The 23,059-nt window shown below is 73.7% G+C and carries 24 protein-coding genes and 1 riboswitch; of the genes, 13 read left to right on the top strand and 11 right to left on the bottom strand.

The annotated features are described in order from the left end of the window. Positions 1–56 precede the first annotated feature (56 nt). The 5 genes from CK485_RS10445 to CK485_RS10425 all read right to left on the bottom strand — a co-directional run bounded on the left by CK485_RS10445 (position 57) and on the right by CK485_RS10425 (position 3,785). Entirely contained in the window at positions 57–746 is a 690-nt protein-coding gene (locus CK485_RS10445; protein ID WP_109449311.1) for an urease accessory UreF family protein, read from the bottom strand. Beyond that, on the bottom strand, positions 746–2,467 hold the full coding sequence (locus CK485_RS10440) for an urease subunit alpha (protein ID WP_109449309.1): 1,722 nt from the start codon (positions 2,465–2,467) through the stop codon (positions 746–748). Before CK485_RS10440 ends, CK485_RS10445 begins: the two co-directional genes overlap by 1 nt. Positions 2,468–2,586: 119 nt before the next feature. Next, the gene (locus CK485_RS10435; protein WP_109449307.1) at positions 2,587–2,898 is read right to left on the bottom strand and encodes an urease subunit beta; all 312 of its coding nucleotides are present in this window, start codon (positions 2,896–2,898) and stop codon (positions 2,587–2,589) included. Positions 2,899–2,905: 7 nt separating this feature from the next. Then, a complete protein-coding gene (locus CK485_RS10430) occupies positions 2,906–3,208 on the bottom strand; it encodes an urease subunit gamma (protein WP_109452739.1) in 303 nt (100 codons plus the stop codon). Positions 3,209–3,503: 295 nt separating this feature from the next. Next, a complete protein-coding gene (locus CK485_RS10425) occupies positions 3,504–3,785 on the bottom strand; it encodes a type II toxin-antitoxin system Phd/YefM family antitoxin (RefSeq protein WP_109452737.1) in 282 nt (93 codons plus the stop codon). Positions 3,786–3,963: 178 nt separating this feature from the next. Between CK485_RS10425 and CK485_RS10420 the strand changes: the two genes are divergently transcribed. From CK485_RS10420 to CK485_RS10410, 3 genes are all read left to right on the top strand, one after another. Further along, entirely contained in the window at positions 3,964–4,617 is a 654-nt protein-coding gene (locus tag CK485_RS10420; RefSeq protein WP_109449305.1) for an ATP-dependent Clp protease proteolytic subunit, read from the top strand. A gap of 7 nt (positions 4,618–4,624) precedes the next feature. Further along, positions 4,625–4,948 carry a hypothetical protein gene (locus CK485_RS10415; protein ID WP_109449303.1) on the top strand — a complete coding sequence of 108 codons (324 nt, stop codon included), beginning with the start codon at positions 4,625–4,627 and terminating at the stop codon, positions 4,946–4,948. Between the two features lie 581 nt (positions 4,949–5,529). Then, positions 5,530–5,692: riboswitch (cyclic di-AMP (ydaO/yuaA leader) on the top strand. A 4-nt stretch (positions 5,693–5,696) separates the two neighbouring features. Further along, positions 5,697–6,182, top strand: coding sequence for a C40 family peptidase (locus CK485_RS10410; RefSeq protein WP_109449301.1), 486 nt, complete (start codon positions 5,697–5,699; stop codon positions 6,180–6,182). Positions 6,183–6,365: 183 nt separating this feature from the next. On the opposite strand, the gene CK485_RS10405 is transcribed toward CK485_RS10410, so the two are convergent. Together CK485_RS10405 and CK485_RS10400 are read right to left on the bottom strand one after the other, a co-directional pair. After that, a complete protein-coding gene (locus tag CK485_RS10405; protein ID WP_109449299.1) occupies positions 6,366–6,893 on the bottom strand; it encodes an ATP-binding protein in 528 nt (175 codons plus the stop codon). A gap of 327 nt (positions 6,894–7,220) precedes the next feature. After that, positions 7,221–8,441 (bottom strand): 8-amino-7-oxononanoate synthase, encoded by a 1,221-nt coding sequence (locus CK485_RS10400; RefSeq protein WP_109449297.1) that lies wholly within the window; start codon positions 8,439–8,441, stop codon positions 7,221–7,223. 121 nt (positions 8,442–8,562) lie between these two features. Between CK485_RS10400 and bioB the strand changes: the two genes are divergently transcribed. The 3 genes from bioB (at position 8,563) to bioD (ending at position 12,012) form a co-directional block, all read left to right on the top strand. Next, on the top strand, positions 8,563–9,864 hold the full coding sequence (gene bioB, locus CK485_RS10395) for a biotin synthase BioB (protein WP_109452735.1): 1,302 nt from the start codon (positions 8,563–8,565) through the stop codon (positions 9,862–9,864). Beyond that, positions 9,857–11,161 carry an adenosylmethionine--8-amino-7-oxononanoate transaminase gene (locus tag CK485_RS10390; protein ID WP_109449295.1) on the top strand — a complete coding sequence of 435 codons (1,305 nt, stop codon included), beginning with the start codon at positions 9,857–9,859 and terminating at the stop codon, positions 11,159–11,161. The genes bioB and CK485_RS10390 overlap by 8 nt, the downstream gene beginning before the upstream one ends. Positions 11,162–11,283: 122 nt before the next feature. Then, the gene (gene bioD, locus CK485_RS10385) at positions 11,284–12,012 is read left to right on the top strand and encodes a dethiobiotin synthase (RefSeq protein WP_109449293.1); all 729 of its coding nucleotides are present in this window, start codon (positions 11,284–11,286) and stop codon (positions 12,010–12,012) included. A gap of 249 nt (positions 12,013–12,261) precedes the next feature. Here the strand turns inward: bioD and CK485_RS10380 are convergent, their stop codons facing one another. The 3 genes from CK485_RS10380 to CK485_RS10370 are packed head-to-tail and all read right to left on the bottom strand — an operon-like array spanning position 12,262 to position 14,053. Beyond that, entirely contained in the window at positions 12,262–12,654 is a 393-nt protein-coding gene (locus CK485_RS10380) for a fic family toxin-antitoxin system, toxin component (protein ID WP_109449291.1), read from the bottom strand. Next, positions 12,651–12,992 (bottom strand): hypothetical protein, encoded by a 342-nt coding sequence (locus CK485_RS29535; protein ID WP_241968268.1) that lies wholly within the window; start codon positions 12,990–12,992, stop codon positions 12,651–12,653. Before CK485_RS29535 ends, CK485_RS10380 begins: the two co-directional genes overlap by 4 nt. 20 nt (positions 12,993–13,012) lie before the next feature. Further along, positions 13,013–14,053, bottom strand: coding sequence for an aminoglycoside phosphotransferase family protein (locus CK485_RS10370; RefSeq protein ID WP_158288199.1), 1,041 nt, complete (start codon positions 14,051–14,053; stop codon positions 13,013–13,015). Positions 14,054–14,320: 267 nt separating this feature from the next. Between CK485_RS10370 and CK485_RS10365 the strand changes: the two genes are divergently transcribed. From CK485_RS10365 to CK485_RS10340, 6 genes are all read left to right on the top strand, one after another. Next, positions 14,321–15,226, top strand: a complete 906-nt coding sequence (locus CK485_RS10365) for an LLM class F420-dependent oxidoreductase (protein WP_109449287.1) — start codon at positions 14,321–14,323, stop codon at positions 15,224–15,226. 742 nt (positions 15,227–15,968) lie between these two features. Then, positions 15,969–16,439 (top strand): isoprenylcysteine carboxylmethyltransferase family protein, encoded by a 471-nt coding sequence (locus CK485_RS10360; protein WP_241968267.1) that lies wholly within the window; start codon positions 15,969–15,971, stop codon positions 16,437–16,439. A 151-nt stretch (positions 16,440–16,590) separates the two neighbouring features. Next, the gene (locus CK485_RS10355) at positions 16,591–17,370 is read left to right on the top strand and encodes an SGNH/GDSL hydrolase family protein (protein WP_109449285.1); all 780 of its coding nucleotides are present in this window, start codon (positions 16,591–16,593) and stop codon (positions 17,368–17,370) included. Between the two features lie 72 nt (positions 17,371–17,442). Then, positions 17,443–18,876: an adenylosuccinate lyase gene (purB, locus tag CK485_RS10350; RefSeq protein WP_109449283.1), complete on the top strand. Its 1,434-nt coding sequence runs from the start codon at positions 17,443–17,445 to the stop codon at positions 18,874–18,876. Further along, a complete protein-coding gene (mug, locus tag CK485_RS10345) occupies positions 18,873–19,412 on the top strand; it encodes a G/U mismatch-specific DNA glycosylase (RefSeq protein ID WP_109449282.1) in 540 nt (179 codons plus the stop codon). Before purB ends, mug begins: the two co-directional genes overlap by 4 nt. 186 nt (positions 19,413–19,598) lie before the next feature. Next, positions 19,599–20,756 carry an ROK family protein gene (locus CK485_RS10340; protein ID WP_109452731.1) on the top strand — a complete coding sequence of 386 codons (1,158 nt, stop codon included), beginning with the start codon at positions 19,599–19,601 and terminating at the stop codon, positions 20,754–20,756. 61 nt (positions 20,757–20,817) lie between these two features. Here CK485_RS10340 and CK485_RS10335 read toward each other — a convergent pair whose 3' ends face one another. Next, positions 20,818–21,597, bottom strand: a complete 780-nt coding sequence (locus CK485_RS10335) for a GntR family transcriptional regulator (RefSeq protein WP_109449280.1) — start codon at positions 21,595–21,597, stop codon at positions 20,818–20,820. A gap of 337 nt (positions 21,598–21,934) precedes the next feature. Here CK485_RS10335 and CK485_RS10330 point away from each other — a divergent pair, with 337 nt between their 5' ends. Next, entirely contained in the window at positions 21,935–22,798 is an 864-nt protein-coding gene (locus tag CK485_RS10330) for an alpha/beta fold hydrolase (protein ID WP_109449278.1), read from the top strand. The last annotated feature ends 261 nt before the right edge of the window (positions 22,799–23,059 follow it).

The raw sequence follows: 23,059 nt of genomic DNA, 5'->3' as shown, positions 1-23,059 counted from the left end.
TCCGATCGGTGGTTTACGGATGGGGGCGCTCGGGGGTGGCGCCTGCCGCCTGGGGCTCATGACGCGAAGAGCCGTACGGGCCAGGCGGCGTGGTGTTCGGCGAGGACGTCGAGCAGGGGTGCCGAGGCCGCGGGGAGCGCGTCGGTCCCCTCCGTCGTGACGCGTTCCGCGAGGCGGACGGCGTGCGCGGTCACGGCGTCGACCTCGGGGGCCAGCCGCGCCAGTACCGCCGTCGCCTCGAACGGGTCCAGGCCGAGCAGCCGCACGGCGGCCGTGGCCGGTCCGCTCACCGACTCGTGGGCGGCGGCGCGGGCGGCGTCCGGTGGGCCGAGTCCCGCCGAGGCCGCGGCCACGCCGAGAACGACGGGCTGGTGGGCGCCGCGCGGGCGGGCCGCGGCCAGGTCGTCCAGGGCCGCCGAGGGCCACGCGGCCCGTGCCGCGCGCATCATCTGCCGTCCCAGCCTGCGGGCGGCGGCGCGCAGGGCCGGTGACGGCGTACGAGCGTCGGCCGCGTCGTCGAGCGCGAGCGGGTCGTATCCGCAGGCCGCGGCGCCGGCCAGTCCCGCGGCGACCAGTCCGCAGGTGTGCAGGCGGCCGCGGCAGAACCGTTCCAGCGCGGCGGCGTCATGGAGCCGTCCGGCACGCACCGCGGCCTCCACGCCACCGGAGTGGGCGTGGCCCCCGGCCGGGAAGCGGCCGTCGGCGAGCACGAGGAGCGCGGCGGACGCGCCCGGGGCGGTCGCCATCAGAAGAGGAAGTAGCGCTGTGCCATGGGCAGTTCGGTGGCCGGATCGGGTTCCACCGCGTCGCCGTCGATCCGCACGGTGAAGGTGTCGGGGTCGACCTCCACCCTGGGCATGGCGTCGTTCTCCCGCATGTCGGCCTTGGTGACCGGGCGGGTGTCGCGGATGGCCGCGAACCGCTTGCCCAGGCCCAGCCGCTCAGTGAGCCCGTCGTCCAGCGCGGTCGGGGTGACGAAGTTGAGCGAGTTGGCCGCGGGCGCGCGTCCCGTGGCGCCGAACATCGGCCGTGGGAGGACGGGCTGAGGCGTGGGAATGGAGGCGTTGGCATCGCCGACCTGCGCGTACGCCACCTGGCCGCCCTTGATCACGAGGTGCGGTTTGACGCCGAAGAACGCCGGTTCCCACAGCACGAGGTCGGCGAGCTTGCCGGCCTCCACCGATCCCACCTCGGCGTCCATGCCCTGGGCGATCGCCGGGTTGATGGTGTACTTCGCGACGTAGCGCCTGGCCCGCCGGTTGTCGGCCCGGCCGTCGCCGGGCAGCGCGCCGCGGCGGCGTTTCATCACGTGCGCGGTCTGCCAGGTGCGCAGCACCACCTCCCCGATCCGGCCCATCGCCTGGGAGTCGGAGGAGATGATCGAGATGGCGCCGAGGTCGTGCAGCACGTCCTCGGCCGCGATGGTCGAGGGCCGGATCCTGGACTCGGCGAAGGCGAGGTCCTCCGGCACGGCGGGGTTGAGGTGATGGCAGACCATCAGCATGTCGAGGTGTTCGTCGACGGTGTTGGCGGTGTGCGGTCGGGTCGGGTTGGTCGACGAGGGCAGCACGTTGGGCCGGGACACCACGGTGATGATGTCGGGCGCGTGCCCGCCGCCCGCGCCCTCGGTGTGGTAGGCGTGGATGCCGCGTCCGGCGATGGCCGCGAGGGTGTCCTCGACGAAGCCAGCCTCGTTCAGTGTGTCGGTGTGGATCGCCACCTGCGCGCCGGTCGCCGCGCACACCGTGAGGCACGCGTCGATGGCGGCGGGGGTGGCACCCCAGTCCTCATGGATCTTGAATCCGACGACTCCGGCGAGGAGTTGGTCGTACATCGAGTCGACGCTGACGGTGTTTCCCTTGCCGAGCAGCCCGACGTTGACCGGCGAGGACTCCAGGGCCTCGAAGGTGCGGGCCAGGTGCCAGGCGCCCGGGGTGATCGTGGTCGCCTTGCTGCCCTCGGCAGGTCCGGTCCCGCCGCCGACCAGCGTGGTGACCCCGGCCGCCAGGGCCTCGTCCACCAACTGCGGGCAGATGAAGTGCACATGGGCGTCGACCGCGCCCGCGGTGAGGATGAGACCGCCGCCCGCGATGATCTCGGTCTCAGGCCCGATCACCAGCCGGGGGTGCACGCCGTCCATCGTCTCGGGGTTGCCCGCCTTGCCGATGCCGGCGATCCGCCCGTCGCGGATGCCGACGTCCGCCTTGACCACGCCCCAGTGGTCAAGGACCACCGCGCCGGTGATCACGGTGTCGGGGGCGCCCTGGGCACGGGTCACCCGGGACTGGCCCATCGACTCGCGGATCACCTTGCCGCCGCCGAACACCGCCTCGTCGCCCGCCCGTCCGGGCCCGCCGCACAGGTCGCGTTCGATCTCGATCAGCAGGTCGGTGTCGGCCAGCCGGACGCGGTCGCCGGTGGTCGGCCCGAAGAGGTCCGTGTAGGCGGCACGGGTTAGTTGAGCCATCGTCAGTTCCCTTGTCCCGATGGGGTGTTCGGCATGGCGAACGCGATCGTTCGCCTCGTCGGCCGTAAGCCGCAGCGGCCCGGGCGGGCGAACGGGGCCGAGCCCGGTGGCGCCCGGGCTCAGCCGTCGAGGGGGCCGCCGGTCTCGCCGCGCAGTCCGGCCACCACGCGCTCGCCCGCGATCGGCACGAGTTCGATCTCCACCGGCAGGCCCGGTTCGAACCGCACGGCGGTGCCGGCGGCGACCGACAGCCGCAGACCGTGGGCGGCCTCGCGGTCGAACTCCAGGCCCGGGTTGGCCTCGGCGAAGTGGTAGTGCGAGCCGACCTGCACCGGCCGGTCCGCGGCGTTGAGCACGGTGAGCCTGACCACGGGGCGGCCCTCGTTGAGGACCACCGGCTCGTCGGCGTGGAGGATCTCTCCGGGAATCACCGCCGGTTCACCCGATCGGGTCGTGGACGGTGACCAGCTTGGTGCCGTCCGGGAAGGTCGCCTCCACCTGGACGTCGGACAGCATCTCCGGGATGCCCTCCATGACCTCGTCACGGGTGAGCACCTTGCGGCCGGAGGACATCAACTCCGCGACGGTGCGGCCGTCCCGGGCGCCTTCGAGGACGTGCGAGGTGATGAGGGCGACCGCCTCGGGGTGGTTGAGCCGCACACCGCGTTCCTGGCGTCTGCGGGCGACGTCCGCCGCCACGTGGATCAGTAGACGCTCCTGTTCATGCGGGGTCAGTCGCACGCGTACCACCTCACGTCGTTCTGCTCGGTCCTGCCCGGTCCCGCTCACGGGCCATGGGTCATCGGGCACGGCCCGCCCGCAGCGAACGGGGGTCGGGAGCCGGCGCGTGAGGGGTGCGCACACCGGGTGTCCGGATGACTGCACCATGCACGGTACGCCTGGCCCAGCCCCGCTTGACCTGCTGGTTCCCAGGTTTTTGCAGGGTGATTACGCATCCGCGTCCGCCTGGTTTCACGAGCGTTAAGCCTCCGGCCGGCGTGGCGCGCGGAGTCCCCCCGGGGCGGGACGGCGGGAGTCAGGCCTCCGGGGACGGCGGCGCGTGGTGGGCGGCGATGCCGAAACGCGGACGTTCGCCGGGAGCGGACGCGGCCGATCCCACGGTGGAGACGGAACTGATCACCCGGCCGCCGTCGGCCTGTTCGTCGTCTTCGAGTCGCCGCAGGTCGGCGGCGGAGACCAGGGCGACAAGCGGCTTGCCGTGCCGGGTGACGACGACCCGCTCACCGCCGTAGACGACGCGGTTGATCAGCTCGGCCAGCTCGGCGCGGGCTTGTGTCACGGGGACTTCGTGGGCCATGCTCACCATCATAACGGACCGTACATCCTGTACATTTTTCACAGAGTCGCTTTCCGCGAAGGCCGCCGCACGGAAGCCGCTTTCGCGAGGGCTGCTTTCGCAAGGGACTTCATTCGCGGGGGCCGCGCGCTCGCCCACGCGGGACCGCGTCCCGACCGAGACCACGGAGGTGCCGCCCATGCCAGGACGTCCCGGAGACCCCGCACGACCGGAGCGCGACGAAGCACCGGGGCCACGGGCCGGTGTCGGCACGCTGCCGCCGCAGGGTGACGGTCCCTACGACCATCTGCTGGCGCGGCGGGTGGTCATGCTCGGAGCACCCGTCGACGACACCTCGGCGAACGTCCTGATCGCCCAGTTGCTCCGGCTCGACCACGACGCGCCGGACCGCGAGATCCAGTTGTGCGTCAACTCGCCCGGCGGCTCGTTCAGCGCCATGACCGCGGTCCACGACACGATGCGCCATCTGTCCTGCGGCATCCGCACGGTCTGTCTGGGGCAGGCGGGCCCCGCGGCGGCACTGCTCCTCGCCGCCGGCACGCCGGGAAGGCGCCTCGTCCTGCCCGGCGCCCGCATCACCCTTCAACAGCCCTCGTACGACGAGCCGTTGCACGGGCGGGCGTCCGACCTGGAAGCGCACGCCGCCGAACTGCTCCGCAGGCGCGACCGGTTCGAGACCCTGCTCGCCCGCTACACCGGACATCCGCGCGCCCGCGTTCACGCGGACCTGGAGCACACGACCGTGTTCGACGCCCAACAGGCCATCGCCTACGGGCTGGTGGACCGGGTCGCCGGGAACGGCGAGGCCTTCACGGCCTCCGAGGACCGGTGATCGCGGCATGCTCCCCGACCTGCCACCCATGCCCGCGCTGACCCGCGCCGAGGGCCAGTTCATCGACAGTTACCTCGCCCTCGCCGATCTGCTGGGCCGCGCCAACCCGGCCCGCGCCACGAACACGTACGCCGCACTGCGCGCCGCCCAGGCGCTGGTGGGCCAGGCCGCCTCACTCAGGGACGCGCTCACTCTGATGCACGAACGCGGCGAGACCGAGGTGCACCGGGAGACGCTGGTGCGGGCGCTGCGCGTCCTGGACGGCGAACGCCGGACGTCGCTCCCCTCGATCCCCCGGGAGACACCCGAGCGCGAGGGGGACGGCGGCTGAAACGCGAGGGGGACGGCGGCTGAGGGGCGGCGGTGCGAACGCGGGAGCCAGGCTCCGGGCTCCGGGGCCGTACGGGGTTGGGCGGCGGAGACCGGGCCCGTTGGCGGGTGGACCACGGGCCTGCGGAGCGACCGGCTCCGCGAGCGGGTCGGCGCACCGGCCGTACCGGAGGGACGCCCACCCTCCGTGAGGTCGCGGCGCCCGCCGTCGGTCCGGGCCCGCGAGCAGGGTACCGTCACGCACTGCCGATGCGTTGCGCCGTGATCGCGTTCGTGATCGTCCCGTCCCGCGCCCGCCTCGCCGGAACTCCCGCGCCCCCCGCGGGCGCGTGGCCCTCTCGATCGGACCGCGTGGGCCCGGCGGGGCACGCCCTCGTCACCCGGTCGGCGCAGCGGTTGTCCGAAGCCGCGATCAGGCGCTCACCACTACCAATGGCGCGTATTCGATCACAAAGAGACACGAACACGGCGTTTTGCGTTAGAGATTTTTCCGGTTTGTGCGTAATCATCCCTGGGACGACAAGCCCCCGCCGAAGGGGCGGGGCGCTCCGGGCGAACGCCGAGTCCTGCCGGCGCCCGGAGGCCAGGTCGACGCCACAGCCGGCAGGAGCGGAGGACCCGAGCAGTACGGGGTCCGTCCGAAGGACGTGAGGACCCCTTGGGGTGAAGCCGCCACGGCGGCCGGGCATTCTTCGCCTGCCCGAACCCGACAGGCACTCCTTCGCAGGCGGTCGACGAAGGAGTGCGCGATGAGTGCGCCGATATCTCCCACCGCATGCCTGGCCAGGGCACTTTCCCTTACCGGGACGACAGCGGTGCTGACCGCGGCCGCCCTGGCCGGAAGCCTGCTGGCGCCCGGGATGGCGCCACCCGCGAACGCGGCGGCCGTGGCCATGGAAGCCCTGCACGTCGCGGCGGCCAAGCGGGGGTCCCCGTACCAGTACGGCGCGACCGGGCCGTACCGCTTCGACTGCTCGGGGCTGACGCTCTACGCGTTCCGCCAGGCCGGACGCAGGCTGCCGCGGACCGCCGCCGAGCAGTACGACGGCACCCGGCACATTCCCGCCTCGTCACGGGCCCCCGGCGACCTGGTCTTCTTCCACTACGGCGACGACGTCTACCACGTAGGCGTCTACGCGGGTGACGACAAGATCTGGCACGCGCCGCACACCGGGGCACGGGTCCGGCTGGAACGCATCTGGACCCGCAGCGTCTGGTACGGGCGGGTCAGCTGACGGGGCGGGTCCGGGTCTGCGGCCGGGTGCTCGGGCTGGGACCGGGGCCGGGTGCTCGGACCGCGGCCCCGGCCCCGGCGCCCCGAGTCCGAACACCGGGGTTCGGCGCGGACCTCGGACCCGCTCGCGGACCTCGGACCCGCTCGGAAGAAACGTTCCGGTGCACGCTCGAAGCGGCCGGTGTCAGCGTGATCTGCCGAGCAGCCCGACGCCCCGTGCGGTGGCCGGTGCCGGCACCGACGAGGCCGCGCGACCGGCCGCCTCCCGGCAAGGGCGGTCCGGCGCCGCGCTCTCCACGGTCCACGGCAGCGTGACCCACACCGTCTTGCCGCCGTCCGCCGTGGGCGTCACCGACATCCGGCCGCCGCACTCCGCGGTCAGCGACCTGACGATGACCATGCCGCGGCCGTTGTCCTGCTGCACGGCCGCCGGGAGCCGCTGCGGCCAGCGTGGATGACTGTCCGTCACGCCGATGCGCAGCCGCTCGCCGCGCTCGAGCCTCAGGTCGACGGTGAACGTCGGCGAGCGGCCGAAGGTGTGCTGCACGGCGTTGGTGACGAGCTCGGAGACGATCAGCCGCACGCTGTCCGCGGCGGGGGCCCGCTCGGGAAGGCCCCACTGGCCGAGGACTCCCGCCACGTAGTCGCGGGCGACGCGCACCGAGGCGGGATCGCTCGGCAAGGTGACGGCTGCTACCTGATGGTCTGCCATGGCGAGGCTGTTCCTTTTCCGCCGGCTCCGGTCCTCCGGCGGTCGGCATCTCCTCGCGCGGCCCGGGGTCGCGGCGGATATGTCAGCGGCACAACCGTCGTCGGCTGCTCCCGCCGGAGTGGCATCCATGCTGCCGCCGAACGGTGAGGTCCGCCAAGCCATGGTCATATCTGTCCCTCGAAGCAGTGAACTCTGCGACGAAAGAGCGCATTACAGGGCACAGTGCCCGACCGGCGCGCGCCCCCGCGGGCGGCGGGGCGGCGCGGCCCTCTGGCAGTGTGCCGGCGCTCAGGGGCGGGCTCGCTCCGGGGCGCCGGACGTCCGAGTTCAGCGGCGGGCCCCCTCCGGCGCCGTGCGGACGATCACCTCCACCGCCCGGTCGATCTGTTCGTCCGTGAGGTCGGCGCGCGCGGTCAGGCGCAGCCGGGAGATGCCGTCCGGCACGGACGGCGGCCGGAAGCAGCCCACGGCCAGCCCCTCGTCGCGGCAGTCCGCCGCCCACCGCAGCGCCGCATCGGGCGCGGGCGCCGGCACGGACAGGACGCAGGCGTCCGGCGCGACCGCGTCCAGGCCCGCGCCGGTCAGCCTGTCGTACAAGTCCCGCGCCACACCGTGCGCCCGGCCCGCTCGCCCGGGCTCACGCCGCAGCACCCGCAGCGCGGCGAGCGCCCCGGCCGCGGCGGCGGGCGCGAGGCCGGTGTCGAAGATGAACGTGCGGGCGGCGTTGACCAGGTGCTCGACGACCCTCGCCGGTCCGAGCACCGCGCCGCCCTGGCTGCCGAGCGCCTTCGACAGGGTGACCGTGCAGACCACGTCCGGCGCGCCCGCCAGCCCCGCCGCGTAGGCCGCCCCCCGGCCGCCCTCGCCGAGCACCCCGAACCCGTGCGCGTCGTCGATCAGCAGGGCGGCGCCCGCCGCGCGGCAGACCGGGGCGAGGCGGGCGAGCGGCGCGGCGTCGCCGTCCACCGAGAAGACCGAGTCGGTGACGACGATCGCGGGGCCCTCGTGACCGCCCAGGGCCTTGCGTACGGTGTCGGGGTCGCGGTGCGCGACGACCTCGGTGGTCGCCCGGGACAGGCGGCAGCCGTCGATCAGCGACGCGTGGTTGCCCGCGTCGGAGACGATGAGGCCGCCGGGCGCGCTCAGCGCGGTGACCGCGGCGAGGTTGGCCGCGTAGCCGCTGGCGAAGACCAGGGCGGACTCGAAGCCGCAGAACGCGGCGAGCTCCGCCTCCAGTTCCGCGTGCAGGGCGGTGGTGCCGGTCACCAGGCGCGACCCGGTCGAGCCCGCGCCCCAGCGCAGGGCGGCGTCGGCGGCGGCCCGGACGACCTCGGGGTGCCGGGTCAGGCCGAGGTAGTCGTTGCCCGCCAGGTCCAGCGGCGCGGCGTCGGCCGCGCGCGGGCGCAGGGTGCGCACCAGGCCGTTGCGGCGGCGGGCCCGCGCGCGTTCGTCGATCCAGCCGAACGGGTCCCGGGCGGCCGGGGCGCAGGAGGGTGACCGTGGCGCCCGGGGCGTCGGTCGGTCGTCGGGGCGCGGGTCGAGGGTCATGTCCGGCAACCTAACCGCCCGCGCCCCGGCAACGGCATGTGGTGATACACACACCTTCGCGGCCGGGTGTTGTGCGGTCCGCCATTGGCCGGGACCGGTGCACTGCGCGAAGATCGGCGCCATGGACCTGCTGAAGACGCTGGTGGACAAGGGGCTGCGGCGCGAACTGCCGACCCGCGACGAGGCGCTGGCCGTGCTGGCCACCTCCGACGACGAACTGCTCGACGTGGTGGCCGCCGCCGGCCGGGTGCGCCGCCAGTGGTTCGGGCGGCGGGTGAAGCTCAACTACCTGGTCAACCTGAAGTCCGGGCTGTGCCCCGAGGACTGCTCGTACTGCTCGCAGCGGCTCGGCTCCAAGGCCGACATCCTCAAGTACACCTGGCTGAAGCCGGACGAGGCGGCTGCCGCGGCGGGCGCGGGCGTCGCGGGCGGCGCCAAGCGGGTCTGCCTGGTGGCGAGCGGCCGCGGCCCGACGGACCGGGACGTGGACCGGGTCTCGAAGACCATCGAGGCGATCAAGGAGCAGAACGAAGGCGTCGAGGTGTGCGCCTGCCTCGGTCTGCTCTCCGACGGCCAGGCCGACCGGCTGCGGGCGGCGGGCGCCGACGCGTACAACCACAACCTCAACACCTCCGAGGCGACCTACGGCGACATCTGTTCCACGCACGACTTCTCCGACCGCGTCGAGACCGTCAAGCAGGCGCAGGCGGCCGGGCTTTCGGCGTGTTCGGGGCTGATCGCGGGCATGGGCGAGTCGGACGCCGACCTGGTCGACGTGGTGTTCGCGCTGCGCGAGATGGACCCGGACTCGGTACCGGTCAACTTCCTGATCCCGTTCGAGGGAACGCCGCTGGCCGAGAAGTGGTCCCTCACCCCCCAGCGCTGCCTGCGGATCCTGGCGATGGTCCGGTTCGTCTGCCCGGACGTGGAGGTGCGGCTCGCGGGCGGGCGGGAGATCCACCTGCGGACCCTCCAGCCGCTGGCGCTGCACCTGGTCAACTCGATCTTCCTGGGCGACTACCTGACCAGTGAGGGCCAGGCGGGCAAGGCGGACCTGGACATGATCGCGGACGCCGGCTTCGAGGTGGAGGGCACGGGAACCACGACCCTGCCCGAGCACCGGGTGAACGGCACGGACGCGGCCTCCGGCTGCGGGGCGCACGCGGGCGGCGGTTGCGGTGCGCACGCCGAGGACGGTGGCGTCTGCGGATCGCACGCCGAGGACGGTGGTTCGCACGGTGGCGTCTGCGGCTCGCACGGCGGCGGTCGCGGGACGTGCGGCGACCAGGAGCGGGTCGCGGCTTCCGCCGGTGAGGGCACCGCGTCCGGAGCTGACGCCGCCGAGAAGGCTTCCGCGGGGCGGCCCGACCTCGTGGCGGTGCGCCGCCGGGGCGCGGGGACGGATCTCGCGCCCAATGCCTGAGTCGTACGACCCGGCCGATCTGCTCAAGCTCGACCGGGAGCACGTGTGGCACCCGTACGGGCCCATGCCCGGCCGGTCCGAACCGCTGCTGGTGGAGTCGGCCAGCGGCGTGCGGCTGCGCGTCGTGGACCCGGACGGGAGCCGGGCCGAGCTGGTCGACGGCATGTCGTCGTGGTGGTCGGCGATCCACGGCTACAACCACCCGGTGCTCAACGAGGCGGCCCACGGCCAGTTGGAGCGGATGAGCCACGTGATGTTCGGCGGGCTCACCCACGAGCCCGCCGTCCGGCTCGCCACCCGCCTGGTCGAGATCTCCCCTGAGCCGCTGCGCCACGTCTTCCTCTGCGACTCCGGATCGGTCTCGGTCGAGGTCGCGGTCAAGATGTGCCTGCAGTACTGGCGTTCCACCGGCAGCCCCGCCAAGCGGCGTCTGCTGACCTGGCGCGGCGGCTACCACGGTGACACCTGGCAGCCGATGTCGGTGTGCGACCCGGACGGCGGCATGCACCACCTGTGGTCCGGGGTCCTGCCCGAGCAGGTCTTCGCCGACGCCCCTCCCGGCGGGTACGAGGGCGCGCCCGACCCGTCGTACGAGGCACACCTGCGGGATCTGATCGCGCGGCACGCCGACGAGTTGGCCGCCGTGATCGTGGAGCCGGTGGTGCAGGGCGCGGGCGGGATGCGCTTCCACTCCCCCGGCTACCTGCGGGTGCTGCGCCAGGCGTGCGACGAGCACGGCGTCCTGCTGGTGTTCGACGAGATCGCGACCGGCTTCGGGCGCACCGGCGAGTTGTTCGCGGCCGAACACGCCGGGGTCGCGCCGGACGTGATGTGCGTCGGCAAGGCGCTGACCGGCGGCTACCTGACGATGGCGGCGACGTTGTGCACCTCACGGGTCGCCGAGGGGATCAGCGAGGGCGAGGTGCCGGTGCTCGCCCACGGCCCGACGTTCATGGCGAACCCGCTGGCCGCCTCGGTGGCCGCCGCCTCGCTCGACCTGCTGCTGGGCCAGGACTGGGCGGCCGAGGTACGGCGGATCGAGGCCGGACTGCGCGCGGGTCTGGCCCCTGCGACGGGGATCGCGGGGGTTCGGGACGTGCGCGTGCTGGGCGCGATCGGTGTCGTCCAGCTCGATCACGAGGTGGACATGGCGGCGGCGACCCGGGCGGCGGTCCAGGCGGGCGTGTGGCTGCGCCCGTTTCGCGACCTGATCTACACGATGCCGCCCTACGTCACCGGTGACGACGACGTGGCGCGAGTCTGCGCGGGCGTGCTGGCCGCGGCGCGGGTGGCGTGAGCGATGGACGGGACACTCGCCGCCTGGGCGGCACGGAGGCAGGGGGCCTGGCTCGCGCGCCAGGGCATCGGGAACCCTGAGCACTCTGAGAACACGGAGAACGAGGAGCGGGAGGCCGCCACATGCCGGTGATCGTCGTCACGGGGACCGGGACCGAGATCGGCAAGACCGTGGTCACCGCCGCGCTCGCGGCGACGGCCCTGGGCGCCGGCCGAAACGTCGCCGTGCTCAAGCCCGCGCAGACCGGGGTCGCCCTCGATGAGCCCGGTGACGTCGCCGAGGTGGCCCGGCTCGCCGGTGCGGTGACACCGGCGGAACTCGCCCGCTTCCCCGAGCCGTTGGCGCCCGGCACGGCCGCGCGGCGCGCCGGGCTCGCCCCGGTCCGGCCGGAGCGGATCGCGGAAGCCGCGGGCAAGCTCGCCGCGGAACACGACCTCGTGCTCGTCGAGGGCGCGGGCGGGCTGCTGGTCCGGCTCGACGACGAGGGCGCCACGCTCGCCGACGCCGCGGCGCTGATGGGCGCGCCGCTGCTCGTCGTGACGACGGCAGGTCTCGGCACGCTCAACGTCAGCGAACTGACCGCGCGAGAGCTGCGGCGCCGGGGGCTCGACTGCCTCGGCATGCTGATCGGCAGCTGGCCCGACCGCCCTGGCCTGGCCGAGCGCTGCAACGTGGCGGACCTGCCCGCGGTCACCGGCCTGCCATTGCTGGGCGCGGTGCCGCAGGGGGCGGGCGCGCTGCCCCCGGACGCCTTCCGCCGCGCGGCGGGCAACTGGCTGGCTCCCTCGCTGGAGGGGCGCTGGGACGCGAAGGCGTTCGCCCTGGAGGCGGAGGTCTCGGCGGAGGGGTAGCGCGGGACCGGTGGAGGGGCGGGGCGGGCGAAGGCCCGTCGGGGGCGGTTCTCGGCGGCGGGCGAAGACGCGTCGGGCGCGGTTCTCAGCGGCCGGAGGGGGCAGGCAGGGGCGGGGCGGCGGCACGCGAGCGGCGGGCGGCGACCTCGGCGGGCGCGGCGCTGGCTCCCGCTCCCGCCCGCGATGTGCGGCTACGGGAACGGGATTGGCACCCCGGGACGGTGGGATGGGCGCGGGAATGGGAGGCTCCTAAGCCTCCTGGCTCTGGCTGCCGCCCGTCCAGCCGCGCAGTTCGTCCGCGATGCGGTCGAGGTTCGCCGTGCCGCCCTTGACCAGCCGCGCCAGGTCGCGCACCTGCTCCGGCGAGGTGACCACCTTCATTCCGCTGGCGACCAGGTAGCCATAAGCGACCGCGCAGGCGAACATCGCGTTGGACCGCTCCAACGCCGGCACATGCACCAGAAGTTGGAGCAGCGACGCGGCCCGCAGGCGCGGGTCGGGGTAGATGGGCGTGTCGAAGATCTCGGCGTCGTGCCGTGCCACCGCGGCGACCAGCGCACCCCAGTCGGTGACCTGGGGATCTCCCGGGATGTTGTGCTCCGCGATCATCAGCAACCAGGCGAGGTCGATGCGCAACGTCACGCGGAGGTACCGCCCGAGGCCGTCCCACCGGCGCCGCGCGACCGCTTCGCCCCGTCCTGGCCACCCGGGGCGTCCGGGTCCGCCGCGTCGGGGAACGCGTTCGGGCGGCGCTCGGCGCGCTCCGTACGCTCGGTGCCGAACTCCTCGGCGAACACCGACTCGTACTGCTTCATGAAGTCGGCGGCAGCCTCGACGAACGTCCGGCCGCTCTCCGCCTGGTCCTCACGGACCAGTTCCTCGATGTAGCGGTTGACGCTGATCCCGCGCTCGCCGGCACGGGCCCGGGCCGCCTGCGCAGTCGTCTCGTCGACCCGCACGTTCAACTGTGTCTTGGCCATGCTCATCAAGCTAGCGCTCATCAGCTAGCATCGGCAAGGGCGGCGAGGTCCAACAGCAGCCGGGTGTGCGGATCGCGGGCACCACGAGCTGCCCGGGGACCGGCGATGATCACCGCGGTAGCCCGGCACCAGCCGCGTACTCGCGCCTCGTCGAGCCCTGGCACCAGGTCTGCGAGCCGCCGTATTCGGTCGTCCACGGCGGTCTCACTGGTCGCCCCGGCCAGCGCCCAGTCCACGACGTCGAAGTCGGGATCGCCGACGCACGGTCGCGGGTCGATGGCGACCAGCCCGGCACCACCGCCCGGGTCGAGCACGTTGCCGGGATGCAGGTCGCCGTGAACGAGGAACGCGGGCCCCGACCGGGCCAGCGCGAGCGCGGCGCGTCGGCAGCCCTCGACCAGTTCCGGCGTCACCGCCTGGCCGCCCCGGTCGGTGTCATGAGCCGCCTCCGTCGGCGCCATCCCCTGCGCGTCAGCGGTTGCTGCCGCCGCTGTCGCTGCCGCGGTCGCCCGCGCCGTGTCGATCCGGCGTGCGGTCAGCTCGAAGAGGAAGCCGATCCGCTCGGTGAGCGACGGCAGCCCTGTCCCCGCCCCCGGGGTCCGCCCACGCAACGACGCCAGCAGCGCGGCCACGTCCTTCATCCACTCGTCCGTCCGGTCTCCGGGCCCGCCGTCACCGTCCGCCTCCTCGCCCAGGATCCCCGCCAGCGTGCGTGCGGCGCGGCCGTCCGCGCTGTCGACCGCCGCCATCAGCAGGGCGCCCTCGGCCGGGGCGGCGTCGAGCAGGCGTGGCGTGCGGCCACCGCCATCCCACAGGCGCAGCGCCTCCGCCTCCTGCCGGGCGACGTCAGGATCGGGGGTCAGCTTGAGATACGCGCTCGTACCGTCCCCGAGGCGGCAGCGCACGACCCGGGACGTACCACCGCCCGACTGCTCGCCCAGGGCCAGCGACCAGCGCCCGGCCAGCAGGGCGACGCGCTCCGGCAACGCGTCGCACCACTCCCGCGCCGAGGGACCGAACCTCGCCGCCAACCAGACACGGGCGTCCTGAGGCACCGTCATGTCCATCGTCCTTCACCCCCGGCATACCTCGTTGTTCGCACACCCGCGTTCGCTCGGCAGGTGCCCCACGGCCAGGGCGCGGTCACGCGAGCGCGCGCCACTTCGACCGTTCTCGCGTGGTCGTGCACGCCCCAACTGGGTACCTGTCTATCGCACGCCACTGACAATTGCCCCTGGCGTGCGATCTCCTCCGCCGGACGCCACGGGGACGACCGGTGGACGGACCGGAAGTCGGGCGAACAACGAATGGCACCGGGAGGGACACACATGGCGCGGCGGTTCAGGTTCGGGGTCAACTTCCTCGAAGCGGCATCCGGGCAGGAGTGGGCGACGAAGTGCCAGTACGCCGAGTCCCTGGGATATGACGTGCTGCTGGTCCCGGACCATCTGGGCTGGCCCGCGCCGTTCCCCTCGCTCGTGGCCGCCGCACAGGCCACCACGCGCCCGAGGGTCGGCACGTTCGTCCTCAACGTCGGCTTCTGGAACCCGGCGCTGCTGGCCCGCGAGGTGGCGACCACGGACCGGCTCACCGCGGGCCGGCTGGAGCTGGGGCTCGGTACGGGCTACGTGCGCTCCGAATTCGACGACGCGGGGCTGCCGTTCGGCACCCGAGGCAGCCGGGTGGACCACCTGGAGCGCACGGTGAAGGAGGTGCACCGGCTGCTCGGCGACCCGGCGCACACCCCCCGTCCGGAACAGAAGCCGCACCCTCCGCTGCTGCTCGGCGGCAACGGGGACCGGGTGCTGCGGATGGCCGCACGGCACGCGGACATCGCCGCGTTCGCGGGCGCGGAGCACGTCGAGGGCGCACCGGACGGTGGCCTGCGCCTGCTGGACGCGGACCGCCTAGAGGAACGTGTCGGTGCCTGCCTCGACTTCGCCGGCGACCGCACGCAAATGCCCGAACTCAACATCCTCGTCCAACGGGTCGTGGTGACGGACGACCGCGCGGAAGCGATCGAGGGCCTGCGCCCGTACGCACCGCATCTGACGGAGGACCAGCTGCTGCGGGTCCCCACGCTCCTGCACGGAAGCGTGGAAGCGATCGTCGACCAACTGCGGTCCCACCGCGAGCGTTTCGGCTTCTCCTACTACACGGTGCTGGAGCCCTCGATGGAGGCGATGGCCCCGGTGATCGCCCGGCTGCGCGAGGAGGAAGCGGAGGAGGGGTAGGCCCGGCCGGAGGCTCCGCGCCCTACCTCGCAGCCCACTCCACAGACCGGCTCGCGGACCACCCCGCGTGCCGCTGCCACCTGGGAGGGAAAGGGGACGGGGCCCCACTCCTGCCCGGGCGGGAGCAGAACCCGCCCCAACGCGGGCCGAGCGGGCCCGGTTGTCTCCCCGGGCCGAGCGGACCGCTTCCTCTTCTCGGTCCGAGGGGTCCCGAGCCGAGCAGACCGCGCTCCCTTCCCAAGCCAATCAGGCCCGCTCTCTCTCCGAGCCGTGTAGCCAGCCTCCTCCGCCTGGGCCGGGTGGGCCGTCCTCTCCGGGTAGAGCAGACCCGGTCCTCCCCCCCCGGGCCGAGCGGACCGCCTCCGCCGCGCCACGCGGTCCCCCTCCGCCTTTCCCGGGCCAAGCGAGCCCCGCCCCCTCCCGGGCCGAGCGCAGCCCGTTTCCTCCTGGCCGAGCGGACCCCGCTCCCTCCCTGGGTGGAGAAGCCAGCGGCCCCGTCCCCGGCGGTCTCCACCCTCATCTCCACCCGTGGGTGGAACCGCTCCTCCCGGTCCAATGCCATGGTCGTGCCACGGGAACGCATCGGACGGCACCGACCAGCGGCGGTCGGCGCCCATGGATGGGAGGCGACGTCATGGCACACGCGCTGGGTGTGATGATCACGTGGACGCTCTGGGTCTGGGCCGCGGCCGAAATCGGTTTACAGGCCCGCCAGTTGGCCCGCAGCCGACGGACAGAGCGAATGGAATGGCCGAGTCTGCTGCTCTTCGTGGTGATGATAGGTGGCGGCAGCCGGCTGGCAGGCCCGGTCGCCCACGCGGTGCCCGGTCTGTCGTACCCGACCGGGTCGGCCGGGGTCCGGCTGGTCGTCCTGCTGGTGGCCTGGGCGGGCATAGTCCTGCGGTTGTGGGCCATCGTCGCCCTCGGCCGCTTCTTCCGGGGCACGGTGCACATCCAGGACGACCACCAGGTGGTCCGCTCCGGCCCCTACCGCTGGGTGCGCCACCCCGCGTACAGCGGCATGCTGCTGGGTGGTCTCACTCTTGCCCTGATGTCCGGCAATGTCGCCGCCTGGTTGCTGCTGGTCGCTTGCGCGCTGGTGGCGCTGGGCTACCGGATACGAGTGGAGGAACGCATGCTCACCGAGTCGCTGGGCGAGGCCTACACGTCGTACGCGGCGACCACGGCGCGCCTGATACCCCGGGTGTGGTGATCGGCCGCCACCGGCGTACACCGTGCGACCCCGCGAGCCGCACGCCATGCGGGCCCCGCGAGGAGCGGCCACGGTCACCCGGGCCCCGCTCGCCCCCGCCCTCGAACGCCCCCCGAAGCCGTGAACGCGCTGCGGTTAGGATCGGTCTGCCATGCCGATAGACACCTCACTCCCCGCCTTCACCAGCTTCGCCGCGGTGGGCGACTCGTTCACCGAGGGCATGTCCGACGAGCTGCCGGACGGCGCGTACCGCGGGTGGGCGGACCTGCTCGCCGCCCGCCTGGCCACCGCCACGCCCGGTTTCCGGTACGCGAACCTGGCGGTCCGGGGCAAGCTCATCCGGCAGATCGTCGACGAGCAGACCGAGACCGCGGCGGCGATGGGGGCGGACCTCGTCACGCTGGTCGGCGGGCTGAACGACGTCCTGCGGCCGAAGTGCGACGTCGAGGAGGTGTGCGCACGGCTGGAGGAGGCGGTGGTGCGGCTGGCGCCCAGTTGCCGGCAGCTGGTGCTGATGCGCAGCCCGGCCCGGCGGGGCCCGGTGGCCACGCGATTCCTGCCCAGGATGACGCGGCTGTACGAGCACATCGACGCGCTGGCCGAGCGGCACGGCGCGGTGGTGGTCGACCTGTTCGGCGCCCCCGTGCTGGGCGACCCCCGCATGTGGGCAGCGGACCGGCTGCACCTCAACGCCGAAGGCCACCTGCGGGTCGCCGAGGCGGTCGGGCAGGCGATCGGGCTGCCGGAGCAGGCGGACTGGCGGGCGCCGTTGCCGCCGTTCGTACCGCCGGGCTGGGTGGCACGGCGCGGCGCCGACCTGCGCTTCACGCGGGAGCATCTGCTGCCGTGGATCGGCAGGCGGCTGACCGGCCGTTCCTCCGGGGACGGCAGGCCGGCCAAGCGGCCCGAGCTGCTGCCGCTCGAGCCGTAGCCGCTCCGGCCGCCGGGGGCGGGGCGCTGGCCTGGGCGGACGCCCGGCGCGGGCCCAGTAGACTTCGCAGACGTGACCTCCAAGCCGCGCATCCCGAACGTCCTGGCCGGCCGCTACGCCTCGGCCGAACTCGCCACCATCTGGTCCCCCGAGCAGAAGGTGATCCTGGAACGCCGTCTGTGGCTCGCCGTGCTGCGGGCCCAGAAGGACCTGGGCATCGAGGTGCCGGAGCAGGCGCTGGCGGACTACGAGCGCGTGGTGGAGCAGGTCGACCTGGCGTCGATCGCCGAGCGCGAGAAGGTCACCCGCCACGATGTGAAGGCCCGCATCGAGGAGTTCAACGCCCTGGCGGGCCACGAGCAGGTCCACAAGGGCATGACCTCGCGCGACCTGACCGAGAACGTCGAGCAGCTGCAGATCCGGCTCTCCCTCGAGCTTGCCAGGGACCGCACGGTGGCGGTGCTGGCGCGGCTGGCGAAGCTGGCGGCCGAGCACGCCGAGCTGGTGATGGCGGGCCGTTCGCACAACGTGGCGGCGCAGGCCACCACGCTCGGCAAGCGCTTCGCGACCGCCGCGGACGAGCTGCTGGTGGCGTTCGAGCGGGTCGAGAACCTGCTGTCCCGCTACCCGCTGCGCGGCATCAAGGGCCCGGTCGGCACGGCGCAGGACATGCTGGACCTGCTCGGCGGGGACGCGGCGAAACTGGGTGAGCTGGAGCACCGGATCGCGGAGCACCTCGGCTTCGCGAGGGCGTTCACCTCGGTCGGTCAGGTCTATCCCCGCTCGCTCGACTACGACGTGGTGAGCACGCTGGTGCAGCTGGCCGCGGCGCCGTCGTCGCTGGCCAAGACGGTCCGGCTGATGGCGGGCCACGAACTGGTCACCGAGGGCTTCAAGCCGGGCCAGGTCGGCTCGTCCGCGATGCCGCACAAGATGAACACCCGCTCCTGCGAGCGGGTCAACGGCCTCGCCGTCATCCTGCGCGGTTACGCGTCGATGACCGGGGAGCTGGCCGGTGACCAGTGGAACGAGGGCGACGTGTCCTGCTCGGTGGTGCGCCGGGTCGCGTTGCCGGACGCGTTCTTCGCGTTCGACGGGCTGCTGGAGACGTTCCTGACGGTGCTCGACGAGTTCGGCGCGTTCCCCGCGGTGATCGCCCGGGAGCTGGACCGCTACCTGCCGTTCCTGGCGACGACGAAGGTGCTGATGGGCGCGGTGCGGGCCGGAGTGGGCCGTGAGGTGGCGCACGAGGCGATCAAGGAGCACGCGGTCGCGTCGGCGCTGGCGATGCGGGAGAAGGGCGTAGAGCGCAACGAGCTGCTGGACCGGCTGGCCGAGGACGAGCGGATCCCGCTGGACCGGGCCGCGCTGGACGGGCTGATGGCCGACCGGCTGTCGTTCACCGGGGCCGCATCCGAGCAGGTGGCGGCCGTCGTGCGCCGGGTCGAGGAGGTCACCGAGCGGTACCCGCGGGCGGCCGCCTACGCGCCGGGGGCGATCCTCTGACGCCCGAGGAGCTTCTGGCCGCCCGCGACCGCACCGTTCCGGATGTGATCGCGGGCGGGCTGCGTGTGCTGTTCTGCGGAATCAACCCGGGGTTGTTGTCAGCGGCGACCGGGCACCACTTCGCGCGTCCGGGCAACCGGTTCTGGCCCGCGCTGCACGCCTCCGGGTTCACGCCCACGCGGCTGGCGCCCGCGGAGCAGGAGCGGCTGCTGGAGTACGGGCTGGGCATCACCAACGTCGCCGCCCGGGCCACCGCGCGGGCCGACGAGCTGTCCGACGAGGAGTTGCGGGAGGGCGGGAGGCTGCTAACCGCCCGGGTGCTGCTGCACCGGCCGCGCTGGCTGGCGATCGCGGGCATCACCGCGTACCGCACGGCGTTCGGCGAGCGCGGCGCGCGCGTCGGTCCTCAGGAACGGCGGCTGGGCGACACCCGGATCTGGGTGCTGCCCAACCCCAGCGGCCTCAACGCGCACTGGACGCCCGCCACGCTCGCGGAGGAGTTCCGCAGGCTGCGTCTGGCGGCCGAGGACGGCTGACACCGGCCCCGGCCCGCGTCCCCCGACACGGATGGCTCGTGGCGCGAGGTGCGGCGACGCGGGTCGGGAGCGGACCGGCCGCCCTCGCAGCGGTGCGGGCGTGCGGGTACGATCCGGCCACACGCGCACCGGTCGGACCGGATCGTACGCGTCCGGAAAGTACGCGCTCAGTCAGGAGGCGTGACGTTGGTGCGGCTCACCGGCGGGGAACCCTCGTTGCTCCGCAGGATCAACTCGGCGGTCGTCCTGCACGTGTTGCGCGACGCGCAACCGCGGACCCTGACCGAACTGGTGCACGACACCGGCCTGTCGCGGCCCACCGTCGAAGGCGTCATCGAGGGGCTGGCGGAATCCGGGCTCGTGGTGGAGGCGCCCGGCTCACCGGCCGACACGCGCCGCCAGGGCCGCCCCGCGCGCCGCTTCCGCTTCCACGCGGAGGCGGGGCACCTGCTGGGCGTCGAGATCGGTGTGCACCGGGTGCGGGTGATCCTCGCCGACCTCGGCGGCCGGGTGCTGGGTTCGCACGGCCACCCGGTGGACGAGGCCCTGGACGCCGACGAGCGCCTGGAGCGGGCGCGTTCCGCCGTCGCCGAGCTGCTGCGCAAGGCCGGGGTGGCCCGTAGCACGCTGTGGGCGGTCGGGGTGGGCAGCCCCGGCATCGTGGAGGCGGACGGGACCGTGGCGCTGGGCACGGCGATGCCCGGGTGGACGGGGCTGCGGCTCGGCGAGCGGCTGCGGCGGTCGTTCCGCTGCCCGGTGCTGGTGGAGAACGACGCCAACGCCGCGGCGGTCGCCGAGCACTGGTCGGGGGCCGCGCGGGGCAGCGACGACGTGGTGTTCGTGATGGCGGGGCTGAGCCCCGGCGCCGGTTCGCTGATCGGCGGCCGGCTGCACCGGGGGTTCGGGGGCGCGGCGGGTGAGATCGGCGCGCTGCACCTGCTGGGTCGTGAGGCGACGCCGGAGCGGCTGCTGTCCACCACGGACACGCCGCTCGACCCGCTGGACGAGCCCGCGGTGACCCGGGTGTTCGCGCTGGCCGAGGACGGCGACGAGCGGGCGCGGGAGGCCGTGCGGCGCTTCATGCGGCGGCTGGTGCACGACGTGGCCGCGCTCGCCCTCGCCCTCGACCCCGAACTCGTCGTGCTGGGCGGCTGGGCGACCGGGATGGACGGCGTGGTGGAGCCGCTGCGGGAGGAGTTGGCACGTTACTGCCTGCGGCCGCCGCGGGTCGTGCTGTCCGCGCTGGGCGAGGAGGTCGTGGCGACCGGGGCGCTGCGGCTCGCCCTCGACCACGTGGAGGAACAGCTCTTCGCGGTCGACCCGGCCGCCGCGGCCCGGTCCTGACGTCTCGCCCCCGACGTTTTCCTGACGCCTCGTCAACTCACCTGCGCCATCCGGTGCTTCGTCAGGAGGCCTGCTGCCGCTCGTCGTTGTCGTGGTGCGTGATCTCCACCGCACCCGTGTCGCCGAAGGTGAGGCGGCAGGTGTCGGCACGGTAGGTGGCGACGGCGACCGCGCCGACCCGGCCACCGGTGACGTACCGCGTGGTGACGACGAGTACCGGGGCGCCGGGCAGCCGTTCCAGCTGCTTGGCGTCCTCGGCGCGCGCCGAGCCCAGCTCGACGGTGCGGTCCTCGCCCTGCAGCTCCAGCCGGTGCAACTCCCGCAGCACGGCCCGGGGGTGCGCCGCCGGCGGCAGCAACTCGGGCAGGCCGGGCACGCTGTCGCGCGGGACGTAGAGCAGTTCGGTGGCGACCGGCTGGCCGTGTGACATCCGCACCCGGCGGACGGTGTGCACCATGTCCGCCGGGGAGTGGGCGGGGCGCCCCTCCTTCAGCAGGCTCGCCACCGCGGCGGGGGCGGGGGCCTCGACGCACCCGATCGTGCGCCAGGCGTCGTTGGCCGCACCGGGCCAGCTGCCGTGCGTGGGGCCGACCGCCACGCCGATGCGCGGCGGCGCGACCGTGGTGCCGACGCCACGACGGCGCTGCAGGCGGCCTTCCAACTCCAGTTGCTCCAGCGCCTGGCGGAGCGTGGCGCGGGCGACGCCGAAGCGGGCCGCCAGGTCCCGCTCGTTGGGCAGTACTTCGCCCACCGTGAACTCCGAGTCCAGCGCGTCCGCCAGGACTGTCCTCAGGTGCCAGTACTTCGGTTCCTGCGCCGCCTCAAGCTGCGTGGTCCCCACCCTGTCCTCCACGGTCGGCGTGTACCGGGCCTTTATCCACCCTTATTTATTAAGGGTTGTTTCACTACTAGGGGACCATAGGACGGCCCCTCTCCTTGGTCAAGACCAATCATCGATTCCTTACGCCGCGCAGGCGAGCGACCACGTACAGCGTTCATGTGATGTTCGCGAAAGGGGAGGTACCGTCCATGTGGGTGTCGAACCGGACCCGGCCTGCCGCACGCCGCTGCGGACGCGGACGACGCACTGTTCCCGCCGCGGACGATCTGCCGGACACTGTCCGCACGCACGCGCCACCGAGCCCGCAGTGCTCGACGCACCCTGTCTGGAGCAGCGCATGACGAGTACGGCCGCAGCCTTTCTCGGCGACACCCCCACCTCCTACGCCGAGGTCACCCCGGCGGGACTTCCCGCGCTCACGGTGGCGTACGAACGGCACGGCGCCGGCAGTCCGCTCGTCCTGCTGCACGGCATCGGGCATCACCGCCAGGCCTGGCACCCGGTGATGGCCGAACTGGCCGCGCGGCACGAGGTGTTCGCGGTCGACCTGCCCGGCTTCGGCGCCTCCCCCGCGCAGCCCGATGCGGTGCCGTACACCATGGACGGCGCGGTCACGGTCCTCGGTGCGCTGTTCGACGCGCTGGGCGTCGAACAGCCCTTCGTTGCGGGCAACTCGCTCGGCGGGCTGATCGCGCTGCACCTCGCCCGCGCCGGACGGGCCAGGGGCATCGCGGCGCTCTCCCCCGGCGGCTTCTGGAACGACGCCGAGTGGTGGTACGCGTCCGCCGTGCTGTCGGCGATGCGGCGCGGCGCCCAGTTGGTGCCGCCCGCCGCCGTGGAGCGGCTCGCCCGCAGCGGCGCGGGCCGGGCGGCCCTGGTCGGCAGCGTCTACGCCCGCCCGGGCCGCAGGGCCCCGGAGGCGGTGGTGGCCGAGACCCGGGCGCTGCGCGAGGCGACCGGGTTCGAGGCGACGCTCGCCGCGGCCCGCGGGCAGCGGCCCTTCACCGGAGCCGTGCCGCCGCGGGTGCCGGTGACGGTGGCCTGGGGCACCCGGGACCGCCTGCTCCCGCGGCGGCAGGGCGTGCGCCTGAAGCGGATGGTCCCGCACGCCCGGCTGGTGCGGCTGCCGGGATGTGGCCACGTGCCGATGAACGACGACCCCCAGCTGGTCGCCCGCGTCATTCTGGACGCCGCCCGCTGACCGGTGGTCGTGGGCTCTCCCCGCCGCGGCGGCCACCGCGGAAGACGTAGGTCCGGCGGTACGGGACGACCATCGCACGGGCGGCCGACGCGACGACGTCCCCCTCGTCGCCGTCCGCTCCGGTGCGCGACTCCCGCCCCGCACCGGCGGGTTCGGCGGGCGCCCGGCAGAACCGGGGGAACGGTACGGAAAAGAGCAACCATCCCACAAGTGCCCCGCTTAACCCATCGGTCACGAAACCTTCGTGATCACGCAACACGT

The organism is Streptomyces sp. ICBB 8177 (genome assembly GCF_003144095.1).
Taxonomy (GTDB): Bacteria; Actinomycetota; Actinomycetes; order Streptomycetales; family Streptomycetaceae; genus Streptantibioticus_D.
The sequence above is the reverse complement of the archived record's forward strand: the minus strand, read 5'-3'. Positions and strand labels throughout refer to the sequence as shown.